Raw genomic sequence first — 23600 nt, 5'->3', positions numbered from 1 at the left:
AGTCAGGCGAAGCCCGCAAGGTCTTGTCGCGCCTGGCTGCCCGCACGAGGACCAGGACCATGGGCGGAACCAGTCGACGCGATTTCCTAAGATTGTCGGCCAGCGTGGCCGGTGCCGCCAGCGCCGCCGCGCTGCTGCCGGCCTCGATCAGCAAGGCCCTGGCCATTGCGCCCCGGGTGCGCACGGGCAGCATCGAGGACGTCGAGCACATCGTGGTCTTCATGCAGGAGAACCGGTCCTTCGATCACTACCTGGGGCATCTGTCCGGTGTGCGCGGCTACAACGACCGCTTTCCGGTGACGCTGCCCAATGGCCATCCGGTCTGGTTCCAGCCGCGTCAGGAGGATCCCGCCGCCGTCATCGCACCGTTCCGTTACGACACCACTGATCCGGCGATGAATGCGCAATGCGTCGGCAGCCTGCCGCACACTTGGGCCACCACCCAGGGTGCCATCAACGGCGGACGCGCCGATCAATGGGCGCAGCAGAAGGGCAATCTGTGCATGGGCTATCACGTGCGCGAGGACATTCCCTTCCACTATGCCCTGGCGGATGCCTTTACCGTGTGCGACCAGTATTTCTGCTCGATTCCCGGCAACACCCATCCCAACCGCATGTACCTGATGACCGGCATGATCGATCCGCTGGGCAGCGGCGGCGGGCCGCTGCTGGACAATACCGACTACATCGACAACCAGTTCAGCAGCACCAAGCTGCCGCCCTTCACCTGGACCACCTATCCGGAACGGCTGGAGCAGGCCGGCATTTCCTGGCAGGTCTACCAGCAGGGCACTGACTTCGACAAGTTCAGTGGCAACTACGGCACCAACATGCTGGCTTCGTTCGAGAACTTCGTGCATGCGCCCATCGGTTCCTCCCTGCACGCGCGCGGCATGAGGTCCCGCAGCGTCGCGCAGCTCAGGGCCGATGTGGAGCAGGGCAAGCTGCCGCAGGTGTCGTGGCTGCTGCCGCCGGCGGTGTATTCCGAGCATCCGGATTACACGCCGCTGTATGGCGCGCGCTATCTCTCCGACATCCTCGATGCGCTCACCGCCAATCCCGAGGTGTGGAGCAAGACCGTGCTCTTCATCATGTATGACGAGAATGACGGCTTCTTCGACCACGTGGTCCCGCCGCAGGCCCCCACGGTGCCGGATTCCGGCAAGAGCACGGTGGACATCGCGCTGGAGCGCCATGCCGTGGTGGCCGCGAGCCAGCAGGGCAAGTTCATTGCCGACCAGCTGCCCTACGGGCTGGGCCCGCGCGTGCCGATGTTCGTGGTCTCGCCATGGTCGCGCGGCGGACGGGTCAATTCGCAGGTGTTCGATCACACGTCCGTACTGCAATTCATCGAGCGCCGCTTCGGCGTCATCGAGCCCAACATTTCTCCCTGGCGGCGTGCGGTGTGCGGCGACCTCACATCGACGCTGGATTTCAGCCGGCGCGATACTTCGGCACCGCGCCTGCCCGATACCACCCACTACCTGGCCGATTCCGACCTGCAATGCAAACGTCCGGTCGCCATCAGCGCGCCCGCACCCGGCGCCGCGCTGTCCATCGCGCCGCAGGAAGCGGGCGTGCGGACTGCCTGTGCCTTGCCCTATGCGCTGCACGTGCATGGCAGCCGCGAGGGCGACCGTTACATCCTGCGCTTCGACAATGTCGGCCGGCAGGGCGCGCATTTCCAGGTCCACGACGATGTCCTCGGTAGCGCACCGCGCGGCTATACCGTGGAAGCCGGCAAGCAGCTCGCTGACAGTTGGCCGCTTGCTGCCGGAGGCCGTTACCAGTTCAGCGTGTGGGGACCGAACGGCTATTTCCGCCGTTTCGCAGGGAAGGCCGGAAGCACGTCGCAGCCGGAACCGGAACTGCGCAGCCATTACGATGCGGCCCGCGGCGTGCTGAACGTCAGCTTGCTCAATCCCGGCCCGGCACCCTTGATCGCCACGGTCACCGATCTGGCCTACGGCCACACCCCGCGCGTGCTGCACGTGCCGGCCGGGCAGAGCGTCAGCAGCGCCTGGGATCTGGCGGCCAGCCACCACTGGTACGACCTGCAGTGGCAACTGCAGGACCGGCCGCACTGGCTGCGCCGGCTGGCGGGCCATCTGGAAACCGGTCGCCCCAGCATGAGCGATCCGGCCGCCACGGCACCGGTGACGACCGCACTCTGAAGCCCCTGCAGGCGGGTGTTTCGTGGCTGACAAAGCGCTGACAAGTTGGCCTCAGGCATGTTGGCAAAATCGCCACATTCCGGCTCCTGTGGACGGTTTGCTGCGTTTTGGGGCAGTTTTACCTGCTTAGCCTTGACGGCGGGGGGCATAAGTCAATAAGCTTCGTCCTTTTTTCCGCGCGGCGGGAAAAAACGGTCAGAGTTTCTCATCAGAAACTGACGCTTTCTGACCATCCAAAAGCATGGCGCCCCTGTCACCGCACCGGCCGGCGCCGCCCGCAAGCCTTACATCATCGTCCTCTCACCGGTGCCTCGTGCCGGTGGCGAGCGAGGGCAGGAGAACACATGAAGAAACGCATTCCACAAGCCGCCTACATCTTTGCAGCCATGCTGCTGGGCATCCTGGTCGGCTACCTGATTTTCAATCACTACGACAAGGGCGAGGCCAAGGAGCTGGCGGGCTATATCTCGATTGCCTCGGACCTGTTCCTGCGCCTCATCAAGATGGTCATCGCACCGCTGGTGTTCTCGACCCTGGTGGTGGGCATCGCCCACATGGGCGACGCCAAGTCGGTGGGCCGCATCTTCGGCAAGTCGCTGGCCTGGTTCTTCATCGCTTCGCTGGTGTCGCTGGCGCTGGGCATGATCATGGCCAACCTGCTGCAACCGGGCGCCGGCGTGGCGCTGCCGTCGCCGGATGCTGCCGGTGCTGGCCTGGCCACCAGCAAGTTCACGGTCAAGGAATTCTTCAACCACCTGGTGCCCAAGTCGATTGTGGAAGCCATGGCGCAGAACGAGATCCTGCAGGTGGTGGTGTTCTCCATGTTCTTCGGCATCGCCCTGGCGGCGCTGGGTGAACGCGGCAAGCACCTGCTGCTCGTCATCGACGACCTGTCGCACACCATGCTGAAGATCACCGTCTACGTCATGAAGTTCGCGCCGGTGGCGGTGTTTGCCGCCATGGCCGCAACGGTCGCCGTCAATGGCCTGGACATCCTGGTCAGCTTCGCGGTCTTCATGCGTGACTTCTACTTCTCGCTGGTGCTGCTGTGGGTGATCCTGATCGCAGTGGGCTTCGTGTTCCTGAAGAAGCGCATCTTCCACCTGCTGGCGCTGATCAAGGAAGCCTTCCTGCTGGCCTTCGCCACCGCCAGCTCGGAAGCGGCCTATCCGAAGCTGCTGGACGCGCTGGACCGCTTTGGCGTCAAGCGCAAGATTTCCAGCTTCGTCATGCCGATGGGGTATTCCTTCAACCTCGACGGTTCGATGATCTACTGCACCTTCGCTACGCTCTTCATCGCGCAGGCCTATGGCATCCACATGCCCATCTCCACCCAGATCACCATGATGCTGGTGCTGATGCTGACCTCCAAGGGCATCGCCGGCGTGCCGCGCGCCTCGCTGGTGGTGATCGCCGCCACGCTGCACCAGTTCAACATCCCGGAAGCGGGCCTGCTGGTGATCCTGGGCATCGATACCTTCCTCGACATGGGCCGTTCGGCTACCAATGCGGTGGGCAACTCGATCGCTTCGGCCGTGGTGGCCAAGTGGGAAGGCGGCCTGCTGAGCGAAGAAGAAGCCGCGCGCGCCGAAGTCGAGATCGAACAGGAAGCCGAAGCCACGCTGCATACGGAAGCCTGATCCGATAGTTAGTCCAAGAATGAAACAATGCCGCCCGGTGATGAGCCGCGCGGCATTTTTCATGGGGGAAAGGAAAGTGATTCAGGCCGGCAGCGCCTCGGATTGCTTGACCGCAATCCATTCCTGCAAGGTGATCTCGATGGTGATGAAAGAGAGATTGGCGCCGCGCACGAAGCGTCCGGCAAAGATGCGGCCCTCGGTATCGGCCACCACGCCCTGAAGCGGATGGGCGCTGGCCGGTCCATCGCTAAAACCGATTTCGCCGAAGACGTTGAGGATTTCCACACCCGGCCCGTTGATCTCCATCGCACGCACCCCGGCCGGAGTGGCGTATTGCAGATGGGCATCGATGAGGCTGCCGATGGCGCCCCGCACGATGGCCTTGTCCATGCCATGCTGGCGGCACAGCGCTTCCACGCTTTCGGTCAGGTCCTGGTTGGGTTTGAGCCGGGCCATCACCAGCTTGCCGAGCTGGCCCTGTTCTACGTGGATGTGGTCGTCAAGGGAGTCGCTGTCATGGGCGGGGAGCGTCATCATCATTCCATGGGTGTCGGATGCAATAGACTGAAGTGCGTCTCTTCATCGCTGTTGACGACGAAGGCGCTGCGGGAGAACAGGCACAGGCGCAGGATGAGCGGATCGTCGCCCACCTCCACCGTGTCGAGCAGCAGATGGCCGCCATGCAGCGTGCCATCGCCATCGATGAAACCTGAGTGGCAATGCAGCAAGACTTTTCCATCGGCGTTCTGGCCGATGGTGATGGCGCCGGTCACGAAGCTGATGACGCCTTCCAATACATGCGGTGGTCCATAGTCATAAGGCCGGCTGACATCGCCGGTCTGTTCGATGCGGTGATAATGCAGCCGCCGCGCAGTCCCGCCGCACAGCCGTCCCACGCCGCCGCGCTGGCCGTAGCGTGCCAGCACGCGCCGCAAGGCCGGGCCCACCGGCGTGCCTGGTTGCAGGGTGATACGAAGTTCCTCGGCCGGATCGGCCTCCAGGTCCAGCGTGCGCGGATAGCTCGGCTGGCCTGCATGAAGGAACTTGCGCACCGCCAGGAAACCGGTGCTGGCCGTGGTCTCGCCAGGTTGGCTGGCGCGTTTCATAGCCGGTAGTCGCCTTGTTCTTCGAGCAGCGCCTTGATCTGTTTCTTGACGATCTTGCCGTAGCCCGACTTGGGCATGCTGTCCCAGTAGACGAAGCGGCGCGGCCATTTGTACTTGCCGATGCGGGTTTCCAGATGCGTCAGCAAGGCCTCGCCATCGACCTGTTGGCCAGCCTTGCAGACGATCACCGCCAGCCCGCTCTCGCCCCACTTGGGATCGGGCACGCCCAGCACCGCCACTTCGGAGACGGCCGGATGCGTCAGCAGGGCTTCCTCGATCTCGCGCGGATAGACGTTGGAGCCGCCCGAGATGTACATGTCAGAGGAACGTCCGGTGATGTAGAGGAAGCCATCCTTGTCCACATGCCCGAGGTCGCCGGTATGGAACCAGTCATGCTTGAAGGCCTTGGCATTGGCCTCCGGATTGTTGTGATAGCCCATGAAGACGGCCGGTCCGCGCACGCAGATTTCGCCGGTCTCGAAGGGCGCCAGTTCTTGTCCATCGTCGTTCAGGATGGCGATCTGCATGCCGGTGCGCGGCATGCCGCAGGTCCCCACGCGTGCCTGCGGATGGGCGTCATCCTCGAAGTGCAAATAGGACGGCAGGAAGGTGATATTGCCGGTCACTTCGCCCAGGCCGTAATACTGCACCAGCACCTTGCCCAGCTTCTTCAATGCATGGACCTGGTCGGCGCGATACATGGGTGCGCCGGCATAGATGACGTGTTTCAGCGAGCTGTGATCGTAGCGGTCCACGGACTCATCTTCGACCAGGATCTTGACGATGGTGGGCACGGTGAAGAGATTGTCCACCTTGTATTTTTCCACCAGCTGCCAGGCTTCCTCCACCACCAGCCGTTCGGAAGAGAGCAGGATGCTGGCCGCACCGCGCGCGGTATTGACCACCGCATGCACGCCTGCGCCGTGTGACAGCGGTGCCACTACCAGCGAGCGCGATTGATGCGTGAGGCCCGGCATCAGGTCGGCCAGGTGATTGGTCACCACGAAGGCCATCTGGCCGTGCGAGAGCATGCCCGCCTTGGGATGGCCGGTAGTGCCGGAGGTGTAGAAGAACCACAGCGGATCGTCGTAATCGACTTCGGCCTCGCGGAAGGTTTCGCCGCTGCCATCGGCCACCAGGGTTTCGTAATCGAGTTCGCCCGGCCGTGCGTCGGCCAGGGCCACCACGTGTTCAAGTGCTGGCGAGGCGGCTTTGACCGCATCGACATACGGTGCGAAACCGCGGTCATACAGCATCACGCAGGCGCCGCTGGACTGGCCGAGATAGGCGGCCTCGGGCGGCGTGATGCGGAAATTGGTCGGCACCCAGACCACGCCCATCTTGAAGGCGGCCCAGGCACTCTCGAAGATCTGCTGGTTGTTGCGCGAGTGGACCAGCATCTTGTCGCCCTTTTTGACGCCGCGCCGGGTGAGGGCATGGGCCAGCGCATCGACACGGGCATTGATCTCGCGCCAGGGGATCAGGCGGTCGCTGCCATCGGCTGCGCCTTGCGCCAGGATCAGTCCCGGCTCCTCCGGAAAGCGGCGCGCCACGTCCGAGAGCAGGCGGCCCAGGTTCATCACTTTGCTTAACATCGTCTCACTCGTCCCGATTCTTCTGATGGAATTCTGATGGAAATTGGCGTGCTGCCTTGTTCTGTTTTTTGTACATCACTTCATGCGGCGCACCGGCCTTCAACGACAGGACGGCGCGCCGGTGCTGCTACCGCATTTTCAGTTCACACGCTCCAGGATGCTCACATAGTTGGCCACCGCCGCGCCGCCCATGTTGAACACGCCGGCATAGCGCGCATTGGCGATCTGCATGTCGCCCGCATCATGGGATGCCTGCATGGCCGCCATCACGTGCATCGAGACACCGGTGGCACCGACCGGATGGCCCTTGGACTTCAGCCCGCCCGAGGGATTGACCGGCAGCTTGCCGTCCTTGGCGGTGATGCCTTCGGCAATCACGCGTGCGCCCTGGCCGTGCGGGGCCAGGCCCATGGCTTCGTATTCCAGCAGTTCGGCCACGGTGAAGCAGTCGTGCGTCTCCACCAGCGACAGATCATCGAGGCTCAGGCTGGCTGCGCCCAGCGCCTTCTTCCAGGCCAGCTCGGCCGCTTCGAAGCGGGTTGGATCTCGGCGCGACAACGGCAGGAAATCATTGACGTGGACCGCCGCACGGAACTGCACCGCGCGCGGCATGGACTTGGCCACATCGGCAGCGCTGATGACGAGGGCAGCTGCACCATCGGAAATGAGCGAGCAGTCGGTGCGCTTGAGCGGACCGGCCACATACGGATTCTTGTCGGAGACCGTGCGGCAGAAATCGAAACCGAAATCCTTGCGCATGTGCGCATAGGGATTGACCATGCCGTTCTTGTGATTCTTGGCCGCGATCATCGCCAGCGCATCGGACTGGTCGCCGAAGCGCTCGAAGTAGCTCTGCGCGATCTTGCCGAAGACGCCGGCAAAGCCACCCGGAATGCCCGCTTCTTCCTTGGCGTAGCAGGCCTTGAGCAGCACCTCGCCCACTTGCGCGGTGGCCAGTTCGGTCATCTTCTCGAAGCCGATCACCAGCACGTGTTTCGATTCGCCAGCCTTGATCGCCTGCAGGCCCGAATGGATCGCCGCCGAACCGGTGGCGCAGGCATTCTCCAAGCGCGTGGCGGGTTTGAAGCGCAGCTGCGGCAGCGTGTTGAGCACCAGCGAGGAAGGGAAATCCTGGTACAGGAAACCGGCATTGAAGGTGCCGAAGTGCACCGAGTCGATGTCTTCCGGTTGCAGCCCGGCGTGTTCGATGGCGGCCTTGGCGACCTGGCCGATCAGCACTTCCGGATCGATGCCGTCGAGCTTGCCGAACTGCGAATGGTTCCAGCCGGTGATGCAGGGTGAGGATGCAGAAACAGTCATGGGGTTGTCCTTGTGTCCGTAGTCACGGGGTCAATGGAGCGGGGTCGCTCCGTTACACACAGGGGCAATATGCAAAATCGATGCCACGCGCAGGACCGCTCGCGCCACCGCATGCAGCCGGTGTTGCGCATCCCTTGCCTCGGCATCGCGCAGCCGGTGATGGCGCATCGCGCCAGGTGCCGGCCTGCATCTTGCCCGTCTCCTGAGAGTGCCGGCGCAAAGCCGCGCCGGGTCTCGCTTTGTTGTTGATGTTGATGCGTGCTGATGTGTCCGGCAGGCCGCCCGCTCATTCCCGAAATGCAGGAAAAATCCAACGGAACAGGGCAGTGCCCGCCGACCGCATGAAGATATCACGTACTTTACGTTAACGTAAATCATTGCGCTGCAGCAGTCTGATGGATGCGTTATTGCCCATGAGCAGCATGAACAGGTGTCGACCGCTGCGACAGTGCAGCGACACTTCTGCGACAGGTGTCGCAGTCACGCTGCGCGCAAATAAATGGCGGCGGCGATGATTGCGCGCTTGTACAGGCCCGCCCTTATCGCAGAGAATACAGGCGCAGTGCCGTTGAGGGAGAGGGGGAGCGCCATGCCGACAAGGGAAGACCGGAGGCTTGGCATCCAATTTGCTCTGTCGAGGCACAGGCAGTGTTGACCACCCGGAACAGGGAGCTGCACGCCCGATCCAGCACCCCTGGTAGCGCCGGATTCAGCGATTTTCAAAATTACAAACAGACAGACAGGAGACAAGCAGATGGAACAATCCACTGGCAAGATCACGCGCCGCCATTTTCTGAAGACGGCTTCGGTGGCCTCGGCTGCCGCCGCTACCGGCCTGGTATCGACCTCCGCGCATGCGGCCGAGTTCACCTTCAAGTACGCCAACAATCTGCCGGTGACACACCCGATGAATGCGCGCGCCAAGGAAATGGCCGCGGCCATCGCGGAACAATCCAAGGGCCGCATCGAACTGCAGCTCTATCCCAACAACCAGCTGGGCACCGATACCGACATGCTCTCGCAGGTGCGTGCGGGCGCCATTGATTTCTTCACGCTCTCGCCGCTGATCCTGGGCACGCTGGTGCCGGCCGCGCAGATCTCCGGCATCGGTTTTGCCTTCAAGGATTACAGCCAGGTCTGGCCGGCCATGGATGGCGAACTGGGTGCGCACGTGCGCAAGCAGATCGAAGCCAAGTCCACGCTGTTCGCCTTTGAAAAGATCTGGGACAACGGCTATCGCCAGATCACCAACAGCACCAAGCCCATCAAGGCGGCCGACGACCTCAAGGGCATGAAGCTGCGCGTGCCGCCCAGCCCGCTGTGGACCTCGATGTTCAAGGCCTTCGATGCGGCACCGACCTCGATCAACTTCGCCGAAGTCTATTCGGCCCTGCAGACCAAGATCGTGGAAGGCCAGGAAAACCCCATGGCCATCATCTCCACCGCCAAGCTCTACGAAGTGCAGAAGTACTGCTCCATCACCAACCACATGTGGGATGGCTTCTGGTTCCTGGGCAACAAGAAATCCTTCGAGCGCCTGCCCAAGGATCTGCAAGACATGATGGCCCGCATCATCAACGAAGCCGCCATGAACCAGCGTGCCGACGTGCGCAAGCTCAACGATTCGCTGGTCGATGAAATGAAGGGCAAGGGTCTGGCCTTCAACAATGCCGATGCCGATTCCTTCCGCGCCAAGCTGCGCAGTGCCGGCTTCTATGCCGAGTGGAAGAAGAAGTTCGGCGACGAGCCCTGGGCCCTGCTGGAAAAGTACACCGGCAAGCTGGCCTGAGCGCTTCGTTTGCCGGTGCTCATGCCTGCATGAGCCCGTGCGCCGGAGCGCTGCCCTCGCCGTGAGGGCAGCGCTCCCGCCCTGAATCCATTTCGCTGGAGCTTGATGATGGAAGCTGCAATGACTTACCGCGCCCCGGTCAACATGAACCCGGCTGCGCGCGCGCTGGTCGCATTCAATCGCATGGTGATGCACGTGGTCGGTGCCGTGGCGGCCGCCCTGGTGGTGGCTGAAACCGTGGTGCTGCTGACCGGCGTGATCTACCGCTATGCGCTGCATGACCCCCTGGTATGGTCGGATGAACTGGCCTCGATTCTGTTCATCTGGCTGTCGATGCTGGGGGCCGTGCTGGCGCTGGATCGTGGCGAGCACATGCGGCTCACCGCCATCATCAACAAGTGTTCCGAGAAAGGCCGCGTGTGGCTCGAAACGGTGGCGGCACTGGTGGTCTGCATCTTCGTGCTGATGGTGATCCACCCGGCCGTGGACCATGCGGTGGAGCAGATGCCGATCACCACACCGGCGCTGGAAATCCCCGATGGCCTGCGCGCTGCGGCCCTGCCGGTCGGCGCGATCCTGATGCTGCTGGCGGCGGTCTCGCGCATGGCGGCCATGACGACGATGCGACTGCTGCTCTCGGCACTGGCCGTGGTGGCCGTGATTGCCGGCGCGCTGTGGCTGGCCAAGCCCATGCTGCTGGGCATGGGCAATTACAACCTGATCGTGTTCTTCGTGCTGCTCATCGGCGTGTGCGTGGCCGGCGGCATCCCCATCGCCTTTGCTTTCGGTACGGCCACCATGGCCTATCTGGCCCTGGCCACTACGGCACCGCTGATGATCGTGGTCAGCCGCATGGACGAGGGCATGTCCAGCCTGATCCTGCTGTCGGTGCCGCTGTTCGTGCTGCTGGGCTCCTTGCTGGAAATGTCGGGCCTGGCCAAGACCCTGATCGACTTCATGGCCGCGCTGCTGGGCCACGTGCGCGGCGGCCTGCAATACGTGCTGCTGGGGGCGATGTTCCTGGTCTCCGGCATCTCCGGTTCCAAGGCAGCCGACATGGCCGCGATTGCCCCGGCGCTGTTCCCCGAGATGAAGAAGCGCGGTTCCAAGCCGGAAGAACTGGTGGCCTTGCTGTCCTCTTCCGGTGCCATGACCGAAACCATTCCGCCGAGCCTGGTGCTCATCACCATCGGTGCGGTCTGCAGCGTGTCGATCACGGCGCTGTTCATTGGCGGACTGATGCCGGCGGCCATTGCCACCATCGCCATTGCGGTCGTGTGCTGGATGCGGGCGCGCCGCGAGCCGATGCCGGATGTGCAGCGCGCGCCGGTCTCGCTGATCGTCAAGACCCTGATCGCGGCCATTCCGGCGCTGGCGCTGCCCATGCTCATCCGCGTGGCCGTCATCGAAGGCGTCGCCACGGCGACCGAAGTGGCCACCATCGGCGTGGCCTATACGGTGGTGGTCGGGCTGATCATGCACCTGTTCCTGAAGCACCTGAACTTCAAGCGGCTCTATCCCATGCTGATCGAATCGGCGGCCTTGTCGGGTGCCATCCTGCTCATCATCGGCATGGCTACCGCGATGGCCTGGGCGCTCACGCAATCGGGATTCTCGGCCAAGCTGGTGGCGCTGATGCAGGGCGTGCCGGGCGGCGGTGCCGGGTTCCTGCTGATCACCATCGTCATCTTCATCGTGCTGGGCAGCCTGCTGGAAGGCATTCCCGCCATCGTGCTGTTCGGGCCGCTGCTGTTCCCGGTGGCGCGTTCGCTGGGCGTGCATGACGTGCACTATGCGATGGTGGTGATCCTGGCCATGGGCATCGGCCTGTTCGCACCGCCTTTCGGGGTCGGCTTCTATGCCGCCTGCGCCATCGGCAAGGTCTCGCCGGATGGCGTGTTCAACCGGGTCTGGGGCTACCTGGCCGCGCTGGTGGTAGCGCTGCTGGTGGTGGCTTTCGTGCCCTGGATTTCCATCGGTTTCCTCTGATCCCCGCATGAGTCTTGCGAGCGATCGGGAAGCTTCCTTGATTGACCTGTCAATGACGAATTAAAAACGGCGGCCCCCTTTCCCTCTTCCGGGGCCGCCTCCATCCACGGAGACAATATGAATCGCAATGATAGCGGCGCCCGCGTGGCGCTCGTGACGGGCGGAGCCATGGGCATCGGCGCCAGCATTTCTGCACAACTGGCCGCCAAGGGACACACCGTCCTGGTGGCCGACATCAACTTGGAAGCGGCGTCCAAGACCGCCGATGCGCTGGTGGCTGCCGGCCATCGCGCAGCCGCGCTGCAGATGGATCTGGGCAGCCCGGAGGCGATTGCCCAGGCCTTCGCCCACATCGAGAAGGATTACGGACGCTGCGACGTGCTGGTCAACAATGCCGGCGTGGCGCGCACGTATTCCTTCCTCGACTATCCCCTCGACAACTGGCTGCAGACCATGAACGTGAACGTGACCGGCGTGCTGCTGGCGGGTCAGCATGCGGCGCGGCTGATGGTCAAGCAAGGATGGGGGCGCATCGTCAACATCTCGTCGATCTCGGGCATCCGCGCCGGTGCCGGCCGCACGGCCTATGGCACCTCGAAGGCGGCGGTCATCGGGCTCACGCGCCAGATGGCCATCGAGCTGGCGCAGTACGGCATCACCGTCAACAGCGTCGCCCCCGGTCCGGTCGACACGCCCATGACCCAGGCCATGCATTCGGAGCAGACGCGCGAGAGCTATTACCGGCTGGTCCCGATGCGCCGTTATGGCACCACCGATGAGATCGCCTCGGCGGTGTGCTATCTGGCGGCGGAGGAATCGGCCTACATCACCGGTCACGTGATTCCGGTCGATGGCGGCTTCGTTGCCGGTGGCGTGCTGGAAATCTGAGAGGGCATCGATGGACAAGCTCATGCAAGACAAGGCCATCATCGTCACCGGTGCCGGTTCGGTGGGCGAGGGCTGGGGCAACGGCAAGGCCGCTGCCGTGCTGTATGCGCGCGAGGGCGGCCGGGTGTTGGCGGTAGATCGCAGCATCGAAGCCGCATTGGAGACCCAGGAGATCATCCGCCGCGAAGGTGGCGTGTGTGAAGTGCTGGCGGCGGACGTCTCGCGCAGTGCCGATGTGAAAGCCATTGCGGAGGCGGCCATGGCGCATTTCGGGCGAGTCGACGTCTTGCACAACAACGTCGGCATCGCCGAAGTCGGCGGGCCGGTGGAGACCAGCGAAGAAAGCTGGAACCGGCTGGTGGCGGTCAACCAGACCAGCCTGTTCCTGACGCACAAGCATGTGCTGCCGATCATGGAAAAGCAGAGGAAGGGCGCCATCGTCAACATCTCCTCGATGGCGGCTTTACGCTGGATCGGTTTTCCCTACCTGGGCTATACGGCGACCAAGGCGGCGATCCTGGCCTTCACCAAGAACGTGGCGATGCAGTATGCGCCCATGGGCATCCGCGCCAATTGCGTGCTGCCCGGCATGATGGACACGCCCATGATCCGCGAGCCGCTCAAGGCTTCCTATGGGGGCGACATCGAGGAGATGCGCGCCAGGCGCAATGCGCAATGTCCGATGGGATTCATGGGGGATGCGTGGGACGTGGCGCATGCCTCGCTGTTCCTCGCTTCCGACAACGCGCGCTACATCACCGGGCTGGACATGATTGTCGATGGCGGGCTGTCGCTGCGTTGTGTCGGCTGAGTGCGGCTTGTTGAACCTTGTTTGTTGACCGCGGCCAGGCGGGCGTGGAAGCCGATCTGCTGCGGTTTGATGCCCGGGCGTTCAAGAGCGTCCGGGCTTTTTTATGTTCAGGCTGCGCACGACGTTGTCTGCATCCTCCGCCACACCTCCACCGCCGTCTCCGCAAACGTCCGTATGCAGGGATTGGTATTTTCCCGGTTCCAGATCACCGCCACCTCCACCGTCGGCGCACCGATGAGCGGTTTGAAGACCGTGGTGTCCAGATGCATGGCCTGCATCGAGGTCGGCACCAGCGCCACGCCCAGGCCTTCACCGACCAGGTTGACGATGGTCTGCTGCAGGTTGGTCTCCAGCACGATGCGGGGACGGAAACCATGCAGCTGGCAATGCTGCTGGATCAGGTCATACACCACCGGCGCAATCGGACGCGGAATGCTGATGAAGGCATCCTCGGCCAGCTCGGCGGCCGAGATGTCGGGCTTGTGCGCCAGCCGGTGCCCGCGCGGCAGCACCGCCAGCAAGGGCTCGGCATAGATGGTGTAGCTGTCGAGCCGGCGGCAATCCTCCGGCCGATACATGATGCCCACGTCGATCTTCTCATCCTCGATGTCGGTGGCCAGCAGGTTGGGCACGTATTCGCTCAGGCGCATGTCCACCTCCGGATAGGCCGCCGAATAATGGCGCGTCACCGCCGGCAGGATGTTGTAGGCCGAGGACATCATGAACCCCACCTTCAGCGCACCGCTCTGCCCGGTGCTGGAAGAGGCCGCATTGCGCTTGGCCCGCTCCAGTGCCTTGAAAATTTCTGTGGTATCGCGATAAAAATATTTGCCCGCTGACGTCAGCTGGATGGCGCGTTTGCTGCGGTCGAACAATTGCGCGCCCAACTCCCTCTCCAGCGCCGCAATCTGCCGTGTCAGCGGCGGTTGCGAGATATGCAGCAACTCTGCCGCGCGTCCGAAATGCAGGGTTTCTGCTACGGTGCGGAAATAGGTGAGGTGTCTCAATTCGATCATTTGATACCTTCAAGGTATTGATTCTGTCTGTACATTGTATTGGAAGTCATGGATCGGACTGGCTATTCTTTGCCGCAGACGTGCCGTTGCGACACGTCTCCGGGCCCGCCCCAGGCGGCTTCCCGCGCATAAAGAACCGGTCCCGAGGGAAGCCGGCTCGATAAAAAAAGCAGTCCAAGACAGGAGACCATCATGCCGACCACCCCGGTAGCGCAGCCCTTGCCTGACAGTGACGTTTGCCTCACCCCCGCACCCCTTTCGGCTTCCACGCGCCACGCCCCGCGCTATCGCGACATCGGCCAGCTCGCCGCCGGCGACGAGCTGATGCGCGACCTGGTCGAGCGCGGCAAGCGCCTGATCGATCGCGGCATTCCCGTGCTGATCCTGGGCGAGACCGGTACCGGCAAGGAATACCTCGCGCGCGCCCTGCATGACTACAGCGCGCGCCGCCGCGCCAGCTGGATCGCCATCAACTGCGCCTCCATCCCCGAGAGCCTGGCCGAAAGCGAATTGTTCGGCTACGCCAAGGGGGCCTTCTCCGGTGCGCTGCCCGGCGGCATGAAGGGCAAGGTCCAGCAGGCCGATGGCGGCACGCTCTTCCTCGATGAAATCGGCGACATGCCCTTTGCGCTGCAGACACGCCTGTTGCGCGTACTCTCCGAACGCGAAGTGATTCCGCTGGGCGCATTGCGTCCGGTACCGGTGGACGTGCAACTGATCTGCGCTACCCACCAGGACCTCAAAACCCTGGTCGCCGAAGGCCGCTTCCGTGAAGACCTGTATTACCGCATCGCCGGTGGCGTACTGCGTCTGCCGGCCCTGCGCGACCGCAGCGACCGGCCCGCGCTGGTGATGCAGATGATCGCCGATGAGCTTGGCCATGCGGCCGACGAGAGCATGCTCGATCCCGCCGCCCTGCAGCGCCTGCTGGCCTATCCCTGGCCGGGCAATCTGCGCCAGCTGCATGCGGTGATCCGCTACAGCTGTGCCGTCATGAATGACGGCCGCATCACCCTGCGTGATCTGCCGGAAGAACTGATGCAGTTCCAGCCCGCGACGCTGGCGCAGGTGCTGCCGCTGCACCGTCCGGCATCGCGCCTGGCCGCCGGGAGCAGCAGCCAGGCCGACGCCGCCGATCCAGGGCGTGATGAACGCACCCGCGTCATCGAAGCCCTGAACGGCAGCCGCTGGAACATCTCCGCCGCCTCGCGGCAACTGGGCATGTGCCGGGCCTCGCTGTACCGCAAGCTGCGCCAGCTCGATATCCCCCATGTGCGCGATCAGGCCATGCCTGCGCATGCTGCCTATGCGGTTGCCTGAAACGATATAAATCATTTGCGCAGCATCTGGTGCACGGCAAGAGCGTTCCCCCGGCGCGTTTGCCAGCATTAAATTTCTGTTAATGCTCGTGCGTTTGTCATTCACTTGAAATAAATGCCCGCTACCCTCAGCCAGTCAAAAAGGGACAAGCGAAGGTGCCGGTCTCGGCACCATGATCAGGCGGGTGGGGATTGCGTAAGCCGTTATCGTTCGAGCCACAAGGGCTGCTGACCAGACTGCTCGCGGGCAGGGGCGTGTCGGCGGGGATGGTGCTGCTCGCCGCCGGCGCGTTGTCGCTGCTGTGGTATTTCACGCTGATCCGCATCGAGAATGAAAAACAGCTGGCCATCGCCGGCTCGGTGGCCGACAGCCGCAACGTGGCCGCCATCGTCTCGGCCAATCTGGATGAAGTGCTGGGCAAGACCCTGCTGTATTCGCGCATCGGGCAGTCCATGCTCAATGGCGAGCAATCATCCTCGGCGTATTTCAATCCGCTCTTCAATGGCGATTCGGCCTACCTGCGTGTGGCCATGTTCGATGCGCGCGGACGGCTGGTCTATTCCTCGGCACGCCAGAAGAGCGAGCCGGAACTGAGCCGTCTCATCAATGCCGGTTTCATGAGTACGCTGACCAGTACCGGTGAACAGAACCAGATGATCATCAAGCCGCCCCTGAACCGCGACGGCTACAGCTGGCGCGTGCCGCTGCTCATTCCGCTGCAGGATGGCAAGGGAACGCTGCAGGGATTCTTCGCCGCCATTCTCGATCTCGGCTATTTCCTCAAGACCTATGAAGAGGTCAGCGTCGATGGTGCCAGCCGTATCGAGATCATCAACACCGCCGGGCTGCAACTGGCCGAGCTGGCCGGGGGCATCCTCTCGGGCGGCTCCAACTACGCCGGGCAGGAGTACGCCACCTTCCTGCTCACCGGCAAGGGCGATGGCCTCATCCATGCACTGCGTCCGGGTGATGCGGCCCAGCATGTGGGCGTGCAGCGCCGGCTGGCGCATTACCCGCTGGCGGTGGTGGTCAGCCGCGACCAGCAGGTATTGCTGGGCAAGCTGTGGCCGGCGCACCGGCAGTATTACCTGCAGGCCATCCTGATCTCGCTGCTGGTGGTGGTGCTCTCGGGCGGCCTGATCGCGATGGCCCACCGTCGCCGTTTCCTGTACGAGCAACTGCTGTATTCCGAGCGCGAGAAGAGCGGCCTGATCCAGCAGCTGGAACAGGAAAAGAGCCGCGCCTACCAGCTCGCCTCGCACGATTACCTGACCGGCATCCCCAACCGCATGCTGTTCTACGAGCTGGCCGCCACCGAACTCTCGCGGGCGCGGCGCAGCCGCAACCTGTACGCGCTGTTCTTCCTCGATCTCGACAAGTTCAAACTCATCAACGACACGCTCGGCCATGCCGTGGGAGACGCCCTGCTGCAGGAAGTGGCACGCCGCCTGCGCGCGGCCGTGCGCGAATACGACCTGGTGGCGCGGCTGGGCGGCGATGAATTCGTGGTGCTGGTGTCCGAGATCCGCAGCGAGGAAGTGGTTGCCGAGATCGCCGACAAGCTGGTCGAAACCCTGCGCGCACCGTATCCCGATCTGCTGGGCTGCGATGTCGAAACCGCGCCCAGCATCGGCATCGCGCTGTATCCGCGCGATGGCCAGAGCATCACCACGCTGATGACCAATGCCGACTCGGCCATGTACACCGCCAAGAGCGCTGGCAGCGGCCTCTATCGTTTCTACGATGCCTCGCTCAATGCGATTGCGGTGCGCGGGCTGGAGTTGCTGGGACGCTTCCGCCAGGCCCTCAAGGAAAACGAATTCTGCCTGCACTACCAGCCCAAGGTGGCGCTGCAGGACTATAGCGTGGTCGGCATGGAAGCGCTGATCCGCTGGCAGCATCCCGAGCATGGCCTGATCTTTCCCGGCGAATTCATTGGTCTGGCCGAAACGCATGACTTGGTCCAGCCGCTGGGCCACTGGATCATCGAGGCAGTCTGCCGGCAACTGGCGCAATGGCGTGCCGACGGGCTGCCGCTGGTGCCGGTGGCCATCAATGTCTCGGCCAAGCAATTGAATGACGAGCGCCTCATCGCCACCGTGCGCGAATCCCTGCAGCGCCATCAGCTGAGCGCGCATTGGCTGGAGATCGAGGTCACCGAGAGCTGCTTCATCGCCGACCTGGAACAGGCGCGCCAGACCCTGGAAAAACTGCGCGACGAGGGGCTGCGCATTTACCTGGATGACTACGGCACCGGCTATTCCAGCCTCAGCCACATCAAGGCGCTTCCGGTGTATGCGCTCAAGATCGATCGCTCCTTCGTGCGCGACATCCGCAACGACAACAGCGACGGCATGATCGTCGCTTCCACTGTCACGCTGGCCCGCAATCTCGGCTTGAAGGTGGTGGCCGAAGGCGTGGAAACCCGTGAACAACTCATGCACCTCAAGCTGATGGGGTGCGACGAAGTGCAGGGGTTCTATCTGCAACGCCCGGTCGCCGCCGCCCAGCTGGTGCCGCTCCTGCAGAAAGGCAGCTTCGATTTCTCATGATGACCCGCATCGCTTCCCTGTCCCTGGCCGTTGGTGCGCTCTGCTGCCTGCTGTTGGCCCTGCCGTCGCTGGCCGCCAACCGCAGCGCCTGTGAACGGCCGCAGCGGCTGCGCTTTTCCTTCGTGCCGCAGGGGCGCGACGTCGACCAGCAATCGGCCCTGGCACCGCTGGTGGAAGAATTGCGCGAACGGTTGAAGATGCCGGTGGACGTGATCATCCCGACCTCCTACGGCGGGGTCATCGAAGGACTGATCGCCGGCGCCATCGATGTCGCGCGGCTGGGGCCGGCGTCCTACGTGACGGCGCGCAAGGGCGATCCGCAGATTACGCCTTTTGCTTCGATGGAGCAGGTGGAGCCCAATTTTGCGGCGCAGGGCGGCGTGTCGTCGGTGTATTACGCGCTGCTGATCACGCGCCAGCAGGGACCGTATGACAGCGTGGCCTCCCTCAAGGGACGGGTGCTGGCTTTGGCCGACCCCGACAGCACCTCGGGCGCGCTGATCCCGCGCCACCTCTTTGCGCGCCAGTACAAGCTGCAGTTCGACCAGTATTTCTCGCGCATCGGCTATTCAGGCAATCATGAGAAATCGGTCATGGCCGTGCTGAACCACAATGCCGATGCGGCTTTCGTGGCCAGTACCAATCTCTCGCGCATGATCAGCGACGGCCAACTCAAGAAGAGCGATGTGCGGGTACTATGGCGTTCGGGGCCGATTCCTTTCGACCCCTTCGTCTATCGGGGCCAGCTGTGCGCCGATATCCGCAACAAGATCCGCGAAGTCTTCCTGGACAAGAACGCGCTGCGCGTGAAGCTGGCCCTGGACAACCTGCGTGCCACCCACTTCGTGCCGGTGCACGACGCGGCTTACCAGATCATCCGTGCATTGCCGTAACGGCGGGCTGCACGGCGCTTTGCAGGAGAGAAGCTGTGCCCAAGGTGTTCGTCTATGGTTCGCTCAAGCGCGGGCAATCCAACGCGTTCATGATGGACGGTGCGCAGTTCGTGGCACCGGCCCGCAGCGTGCAGTGCTGGCGGCTGGTGGCCTTGCCGCATTATCCGGCGCTGGTGTGGCAGCAGGGGCCGTGCCGCATCGCCGGAGAAGTGTGGGAAGTGCCCGAGACCATGATGGCGCAACTGGATCGCTTCGAGGAAGTGCCGGTGCTCTACACGCGGCAGGAGATCGAGGTGGAGCTTGAAGCGCCGGACCCTGCGCAGCCGGGCCGCTTGCTGATGGCCCATGCGTATTTCATGCCGGCTGCGTTGGCCGCTGCCGGGCGCGAGCTGCACGAGGGCTGCTGGCCGGCATGAAGAGGGGACTGACTTATTCGGCCAGCAGCGTTTCGATATCGGAAATCATTTCCTCAGGGCGCGTCTGCGGCGCATAGCGCTTGAAGACGGTGCCGTCACGGCGCACCAGGAACTTGGTGAAATTCCATTTGATGGCCTTGCTGCCCAGGAGGCCCGGTGCTTCCTTCTTCAGGTACTGGTAGAGCGGATCGGCCTGGTCGCCATTGACATCGATCTTGGCGAACAGCGGAAAGCTCACGCCGTAATTCTTTTCGCAGAAGGCACCGATTTCCTCGGCATTGCCCGGCTCCTGCGCCCCGAACTGGTTGCAGGGGAATCCCATCACTTCCAGCCCGCGTGCGTGGAACTGGCGATGGATGGCTTCCAGGCCGTTGTATTGCGGGGTGAAGCCGCACTTGCTGGCGGTATTGACGATGAGCAGCACCTTGCCGCGCAGCTGTTCCAGCGGGAAGGGCGTCTGGTCGGCCAGCTTGGGCTGGAAATCGTAGAGAGTGGTCATGGATCGTTCCTTGAGGCTAGCATCGGTGTGGCCGCCATTCTAAACCGCTGCGGGCGGGCTTGCTCGGGCCCCCCCGTACCGGGGATCAGGCCTGCAGGCCGTGTTCGCGTGCGCTCGCCGCACTGATGCGGCCCTGTTGCACCAGCAGCGACAGGCTCGCCTGCAGTGTCTGCATGCCTTGGGCGGCACCGGCCTGCATGGCCGAAAGCAGTTGCGCACTGCGTCCCTCGCGGATGAGGTTGCGCACCGCCGCCGTGGCCACCAGCACTTCATGGGCCGCCACCCTTGCGGCACCGTCAGCGGCCGGCACCAGGATCTGGGCGACCACGCCCTGCAGTGCCTCGGCCAGCAGGGCGCGCGCGGTGTCCTTCTCGCCTTCGGGGAAGGCATCAATAATGCGATCCACGGCGCGCGCGGCCGAGGCCGCATGCAGTGTGGCCAGCACCAGATGGCCGGTCTCGGCGGCGGTCAGAGCCAGGCGGATGGTCTCCGTATCACGCAGCTCGCCGACCAGCAAGACATCCGGATCCTCGCGCAGCGCCGCCCGCAGGGCCTGCGCGAAGCTGGCGACGTGGGTGCCGATCTCGCGCTGGCTGACCAGGGCGCGGCTGGGCGCGTGCAGGAATTCAATGGGATCTTCGAGGGTGAGGATGTGGACCGGGCGCGTCTCATTGATGAGCCTGGCCATGGCCGCCAGCGTGCTGCTCTTGCCCGACCCGGTCGGTCCGCTCACCAGCACCAGGCCATGCGGGCGGGTGGCCAGTTCGGCACAGGCGGGCGGGGCATGCAGTTCGGCCAATGCCGGCGGCTGCTGGCCCAGCGGGCGGATGGCGGCGGCCGGGCCGCGTTGCTGGTGGAAGGCGTGGATGCGGAAGCGGCCCAGTCCCGGCAGCGCCAGGGCGAAGTCGCAATCGGTCCCGGCGCGGTAGTGCGGCTGCAGGGGCGCGGGCATCACCGCCAGCAGGGATTGCTGCAGGTGAGCGCCGTCCAGCGGCTGCAGGTTGATGCGGCGAATGGCCCCGTGGACCCGCAGCAAGGGCGCGAGCCCCGCACAAAGATGCAGATCGGAAGCCTGATTCCTGACGGCAAATGCCAGTAGGGTGGCAATGTCCATTTATAATCCCGGCAAGGTTGGACCAACAATATCGTTATCTCCCTGCAGGCTGCCCCTTCCGGCTCCCGGATTATGTCGTCAATCGCTCAACACTTGCAACACGTGCAACAACAGATCGCCCAGGCTGCCGGCCAGGCCGGGCGGGCTCCATCCTCGGTGCAACTGCTGGCCGTTTCCAAGACCTTTGGACCGGAGGCGGTGGCCGAAGCAGTGGCCGCCGGCCAGCGCGCCTTTGGCGAAAATTATTTGCAGGAAGCGCTCGACAAGATCGCCGCGCTGCCCGCCCTGGTGCCGGATACGCCACTGCAATGGCATTTCATCGGCCCCATCCAGAGCAACAAGACCCGGCCCATCGCCGAGCACTTCGACTGGGTGCATTCGGTGGACCGTCTCAAGATCGCCCAGCGCCTGTCGGAACAGCGGCCTGAGGAACTGGACGCACTTAACATTTGTCTGCAGGTCAACATCAGCGCCGAAGCCAGCAAGAGCGGCCTGACCCCGGAGGAATTGCCCGAGGTCGCGGCCCAGGTGGCGCAATTGCCCCGGCTGCGCCTGCGTGGCCTGATGGCGATCCCGGCCCCCAGCGACGATATGAAGCAACAGCGCGCCGCCTTTGCGGCGGTTCGCGGCCTGTATGAACAATTGCGCACAGGCGGACTGGCGTTGGACACTCTGTCCATGGGCATGTCGGCCGACCTGGAGGCAGCGGTGGCCGAAGGGGCCACCATCGTGCGGGTCGGCAGCGCCATCTTCGGGGCGCGGCATTACGCGTGACGGCCCGTGAGGGGCCACGCGATTTGGCCCCTGTGAAGTTTTTTACCCAATCATCAAGCCTCAACACAAGACACAAGGAGCGGAAGTGAAGATAGCGTTCATCGGCGGCGGCAACATGGCAGCGGCATTGATCGGCGGACTGGCCGGCAAGGTCGCGGCGGCAGAAGACATCCACGTGGTCGATCTCAATGCCGATGCGCTGCAGGCGCTCAAGGACAAGTTCGGTGTGACGACCGCGCAGTCCATCGATGGCACCCTCGCCAACGCGGACGTGGTGGTGCTGGCGGTCAAGCCGCAGCAGATGCGCGAGGTGGTGGCCAGCTTGAAGCCCTTCATCGGGGCCCAACTGATCGTCTCGATTGCCGCCGGCATCCGCATGGTGGACCTGTCGCGCTGGCTGGACGGCCACCAGGCCATCGTGCGCGCGATGCCCAATACCCCGGCCCTGATCGGCAAGGGCATCTCGGGCGTGGTACCGCATGCGCAGGTCTCGACCCTGCAGCGCGCGCAGGCCGATTCCATCCTCAAGGCCGTGGGCGAGACCCTGTGGCTGGACAGCGAAGAAAAGCTCGACGCCGTCACCGCCGTCTCCGGCAGCGGTCCGGCCTACGTGTTCTACTTCCTCGAAGCGATGGAGCAGGCAGCGGCCCAGCTGGGCCTGTCGCCGGAAGACGGCCTGCAACTGGCCAAGGCGACCTTCGCCGGTGCCACCGAACTGGCGCGCCGCTCCGATGAATCCGTGGCCACGCTGCGCGAGCGCGTGACCTCCAAGGGCGGCACCACCTATGCCGCGCTGACCAGCCTGGAGCAATCGGGCGTGAAGGGGGCCATCGTGCAGGCCCTGCAAGCCGCCGCCCATCGCAGCAAGGAGCTGGGCGACGAGTTCGGCAAGGCCTGATGGGACAGGCTGACCGCTTCCTGGGCCTGCTGGCGGCCTTGCCGCTGGCTTCCGTGCTGCTGCTGTCCGGTTGCGCCTCCACGGCCGACAGCGAGGGCTATTACACGGTCAAGCGCGGCGACACGCTCTACAGCATCGGCCGCGACTTCGACCAGAGCCCGGCCAACCTGCGCACCTGGAACCGCCTGCGCAATCCGGATGACCTCGAAGTCGGCCAGCGCATCCTGGTGCGCCCGCCGGCTGGCGTGGTGGCCCGTACCGGCGCCGGGCAGACGCCGCGTGCGTCCGCCTCTTCCGGTGCGGAGACCACACCGCGCAAGAATGCCGGCAAGCCCGCCGCCAAACCAGCGCCCAAGTCGCAAGATGATGACGATGCCCCGGCCCCGGCCGATGCCAAGCTGGACTGGATGTGGCCCACGCAGGGCAAGTCCGCCCCCAGCGCTGACAGCTACAAGAAGGGCATCGATATCGCCGGTACCCAGGGCCAGACGGTGGTGGCCGCTGCAGCGGGCAAGGTGACGTATGCCGGGCATGGCATTCGCGGCTACGGCAACATGGTGATCATCAAGCACACGCCGCAGCTGCTGTCGGTGTATGCGCACAATGCGACGATCACGGTCAAGGAAGGCCAGATGGTCACGCGCGGCCAGCAGATCGCCACCATGGGCAACAGCGATACCAACAAGGTCAAGCTGTATTTCGAAATCCGCCGCAACGGCAAGCCGGTCAACGTGATGGCGCTGCTGCCGGCGCGTTGAGGCAGCGGCCGCGCATCTGCGCGTGCCGCCCTTGACGCCATCTCAAGA

General features: G+C 63.9%; 20 protein-coding genes. 13 read left to right on the top strand and 7 right to left on the bottom strand.

The genetic code is table 11. The features are described 5' to 3' along the window. The first annotated feature begins 59 nt into the window (after nt 1–59). Both JOD78_RS21140 and JOD78_RS21135 read left to right on the top strand, forming a co-directional pair. Nucleotides 60–2174, top strand: coding sequence for a phospholipase C, phosphocholine-specific (locus tag JOD78_RS21140; RefSeq protein ID WP_209567595.1), 2115 nt, complete (start codon nt 60–62; stop codon nt 2172–2174). Between the two features lie 344 nt (nt 2175–2518). Beyond that, a complete protein-coding gene (locus JOD78_RS21135; RefSeq protein ID WP_121043809.1) occupies nt 2519–3814 on the top strand; it encodes a dicarboxylate/amino acid:cation symporter in 1296 nt (431 codons plus the stop codon). 81 nt (nt 3815–3895) lie between these two features. Here JOD78_RS21135 and JOD78_RS21130 read toward each other — a convergent pair whose 3' ends face one another. From JOD78_RS21130 to JOD78_RS21115, 4 genes are all read right to left on the bottom strand, one after another. Then, entirely contained in the window at nt 3896–4348 is a 453-nt protein-coding gene (locus JOD78_RS21130; protein ID WP_245202221.1) for a PPC domain-containing DNA-binding protein, read from the bottom strand. A gap of 2 nt (nt 4349–4350) precedes the next feature. Continuing rightward, a complete protein-coding gene (locus tag JOD78_RS21125) occupies nt 4351–4920 on the bottom strand; it encodes a hypothetical protein (RefSeq protein WP_209567592.1) in 570 nt (189 codons plus the stop codon). Further along, complete coding sequence (locus JOD78_RS21120) at nt 4917–6533, bottom strand: acyl-CoA synthetase (RefSeq protein WP_348534276.1); 1617 nt, start codon at nt 6531–6533, stop codon at nt 4917–4919. The genes JOD78_RS21125 and JOD78_RS21120 overlap by 4 nt, the downstream gene beginning before the upstream one ends. Before the next feature lie 120 nt (nt 6534–6653). Further along, nucleotides 6654–7835, bottom strand: coding sequence for an acetyl-CoA acetyltransferase (locus JOD78_RS21115; protein WP_209567590.1), 1182 nt, complete (start codon nt 7833–7835; stop codon nt 6654–6656). A gap of 754 nt (nt 7836–8589) precedes the next feature. On the opposite strand from JOD78_RS21115, the gene JOD78_RS21110 reads away from it, so the two are divergent. The 4 genes from JOD78_RS21110 (at nt 8590) to JOD78_RS21095 (ending at nt 13312) form a co-directional block, all read left to right on the top strand. Continuing rightward, nucleotides 8590–9624 carry a TRAP transporter substrate-binding protein gene (locus JOD78_RS21110; protein ID WP_034329140.1) on the top strand — a complete coding sequence of 345 codons (1035 nt, stop codon included), beginning with the start codon at nt 8590–8592 and terminating at the stop codon, nt 9622–9624. Nucleotides 9625–9729: 105 nt separating this feature from the next. Further along, nucleotides 9730–11613, top strand: a complete 1884-nt coding sequence (locus JOD78_RS21105) for a TRAP transporter large permease subunit (protein ID WP_034329143.1) — start codon at nt 9730–9732, stop codon at nt 11611–11613. A 117-nt stretch (nt 11614–11730) separates the two neighbouring features. Next, nucleotides 11731–12501, top strand: a complete 771-nt coding sequence (locus tag JOD78_RS21100) for an SDR family NAD(P)-dependent oxidoreductase (protein WP_034329145.1) — start codon at nt 11731–11733, stop codon at nt 12499–12501. A 10-nt stretch (nt 12502–12511) separates the two neighbouring features. Then, complete coding sequence (locus JOD78_RS21095; protein WP_134136580.1) at nt 12512–13312, top strand: SDR family NAD(P)-dependent oxidoreductase; 801 nt, start codon at nt 12512–12514, stop codon at nt 13310–13312. A 107-nt stretch (nt 13313–13419) separates the two neighbouring features. Here JOD78_RS21095 and JOD78_RS21090 read toward each other — a convergent pair whose 3' ends face one another. Then, nucleotides 13420–14328 (bottom strand): LysR family transcriptional regulator, encoded by a 909-nt coding sequence (locus JOD78_RS21090; RefSeq protein WP_121043788.1) that lies wholly within the window; start codon nt 14326–14328, stop codon nt 13420–13422. Between the two features lie 192 nt (nt 14329–14520). Here JOD78_RS21090 and JOD78_RS21085 point away from each other — a divergent pair, with 192 nt between their 5' ends. From JOD78_RS21085 to JOD78_RS21070, 4 genes are all read left to right on the top strand, one after another. Further along, nucleotides 14521–15648 (top strand): sigma 54-interacting transcriptional regulator, encoded by a 1128-nt coding sequence (locus tag JOD78_RS21085; protein WP_134136583.1) that lies wholly within the window; start codon nt 14521–14523, stop codon nt 15646–15648. A gap of 266 nt (nt 15649–15914) precedes the next feature. Continuing rightward, nucleotides 15915–18200 carry an EAL domain-containing protein gene (locus JOD78_RS21080; protein WP_134136584.1) on the top strand — a complete coding sequence of 762 codons (2286 nt, stop codon included), beginning with the start codon at nt 15915–15917 and terminating at the stop codon, nt 18198–18200. Continuing rightward, a complete protein-coding gene (locus JOD78_RS21075; RefSeq protein WP_204725978.1) occupies nt 18197–19093 on the top strand; it encodes a phosphate/phosphite/phosphonate ABC transporter substrate-binding protein in 897 nt (298 codons plus the stop codon). Before JOD78_RS21080 ends, JOD78_RS21075 begins: the two co-directional genes overlap by 4 nt. A 35-nt stretch (nt 19094–19128) precedes the next feature. Next, nucleotides 19129–19509 carry a gamma-glutamylcyclotransferase family protein gene (locus JOD78_RS21070; protein ID WP_209567588.1) on the top strand — a complete coding sequence of 127 codons (381 nt, stop codon included), beginning with the start codon at nt 19129–19131 and terminating at the stop codon, nt 19507–19509. 13 nt (nt 19510–19522) lie between these two features. Here JOD78_RS21070 and JOD78_RS21065 read toward each other — a convergent pair whose 3' ends face one another. Both JOD78_RS21065 and JOD78_RS21060 read right to left on the bottom strand, forming a co-directional pair. Continuing rightward, complete coding sequence (locus tag JOD78_RS21065; protein ID WP_039786962.1) at nt 19523–20008, bottom strand: glutathione peroxidase; 486 nt, start codon at nt 20006–20008, stop codon at nt 19523–19525. Between the two features lie 85 nt (nt 20009–20093). Beyond that, nucleotides 20094–21122 (bottom strand): PilT/PilU family type 4a pilus ATPase, encoded by a 1029-nt coding sequence (locus JOD78_RS21060; RefSeq protein ID WP_209567585.1) that lies wholly within the window; start codon nt 21120–21122, stop codon nt 20094–20096. A 72-nt stretch (nt 21123–21194) separates the two neighbouring features. Between JOD78_RS21060 and JOD78_RS21055 the strand changes: the two genes are divergently transcribed. The 3 genes from JOD78_RS21055 to JOD78_RS21045 all read left to right on the top strand — a co-directional run bounded on the left by JOD78_RS21055 (nt 21195) and on the right by JOD78_RS21045 (nt 23552). Continuing rightward, entirely contained in the window at nt 21195–21896 is a 702-nt protein-coding gene (locus JOD78_RS21055; protein WP_121043770.1) for a YggS family pyridoxal phosphate-dependent enzyme, read from the top strand. A gap of 85 nt (nt 21897–21981) precedes the next feature. After that, nucleotides 21982–22794 (top strand): pyrroline-5-carboxylate reductase, encoded by an 813-nt coding sequence (proC, locus tag JOD78_RS21050; RefSeq protein ID WP_121043767.1) that lies wholly within the window; start codon nt 21982–21984, stop codon nt 22792–22794. Further along, a complete protein-coding gene (locus JOD78_RS21045) occupies nt 22794–23552 on the top strand; it encodes a peptidoglycan DD-metalloendopeptidase family protein (protein WP_209567583.1) in 759 nt (252 codons plus the stop codon). Before proC ends, JOD78_RS21045 begins: the two co-directional genes overlap by 1 nt. Nucleotides 23553–23600: the final 48 nt, after the last annotated feature.

The organism is Herbaspirillum sp. 1130, from assembly GCF_017833835.1.
GTDB lineage: Bacteria > Pseudomonadota > Gammaproteobacteria > Burkholderiales > Burkholderiaceae_D > Herbaspirillum > Herbaspirillum huttiense.
Note: the sequence above shows the minus strand (reverse complement) of the source record. Positions and strands in the feature narration are given on the sequence as shown.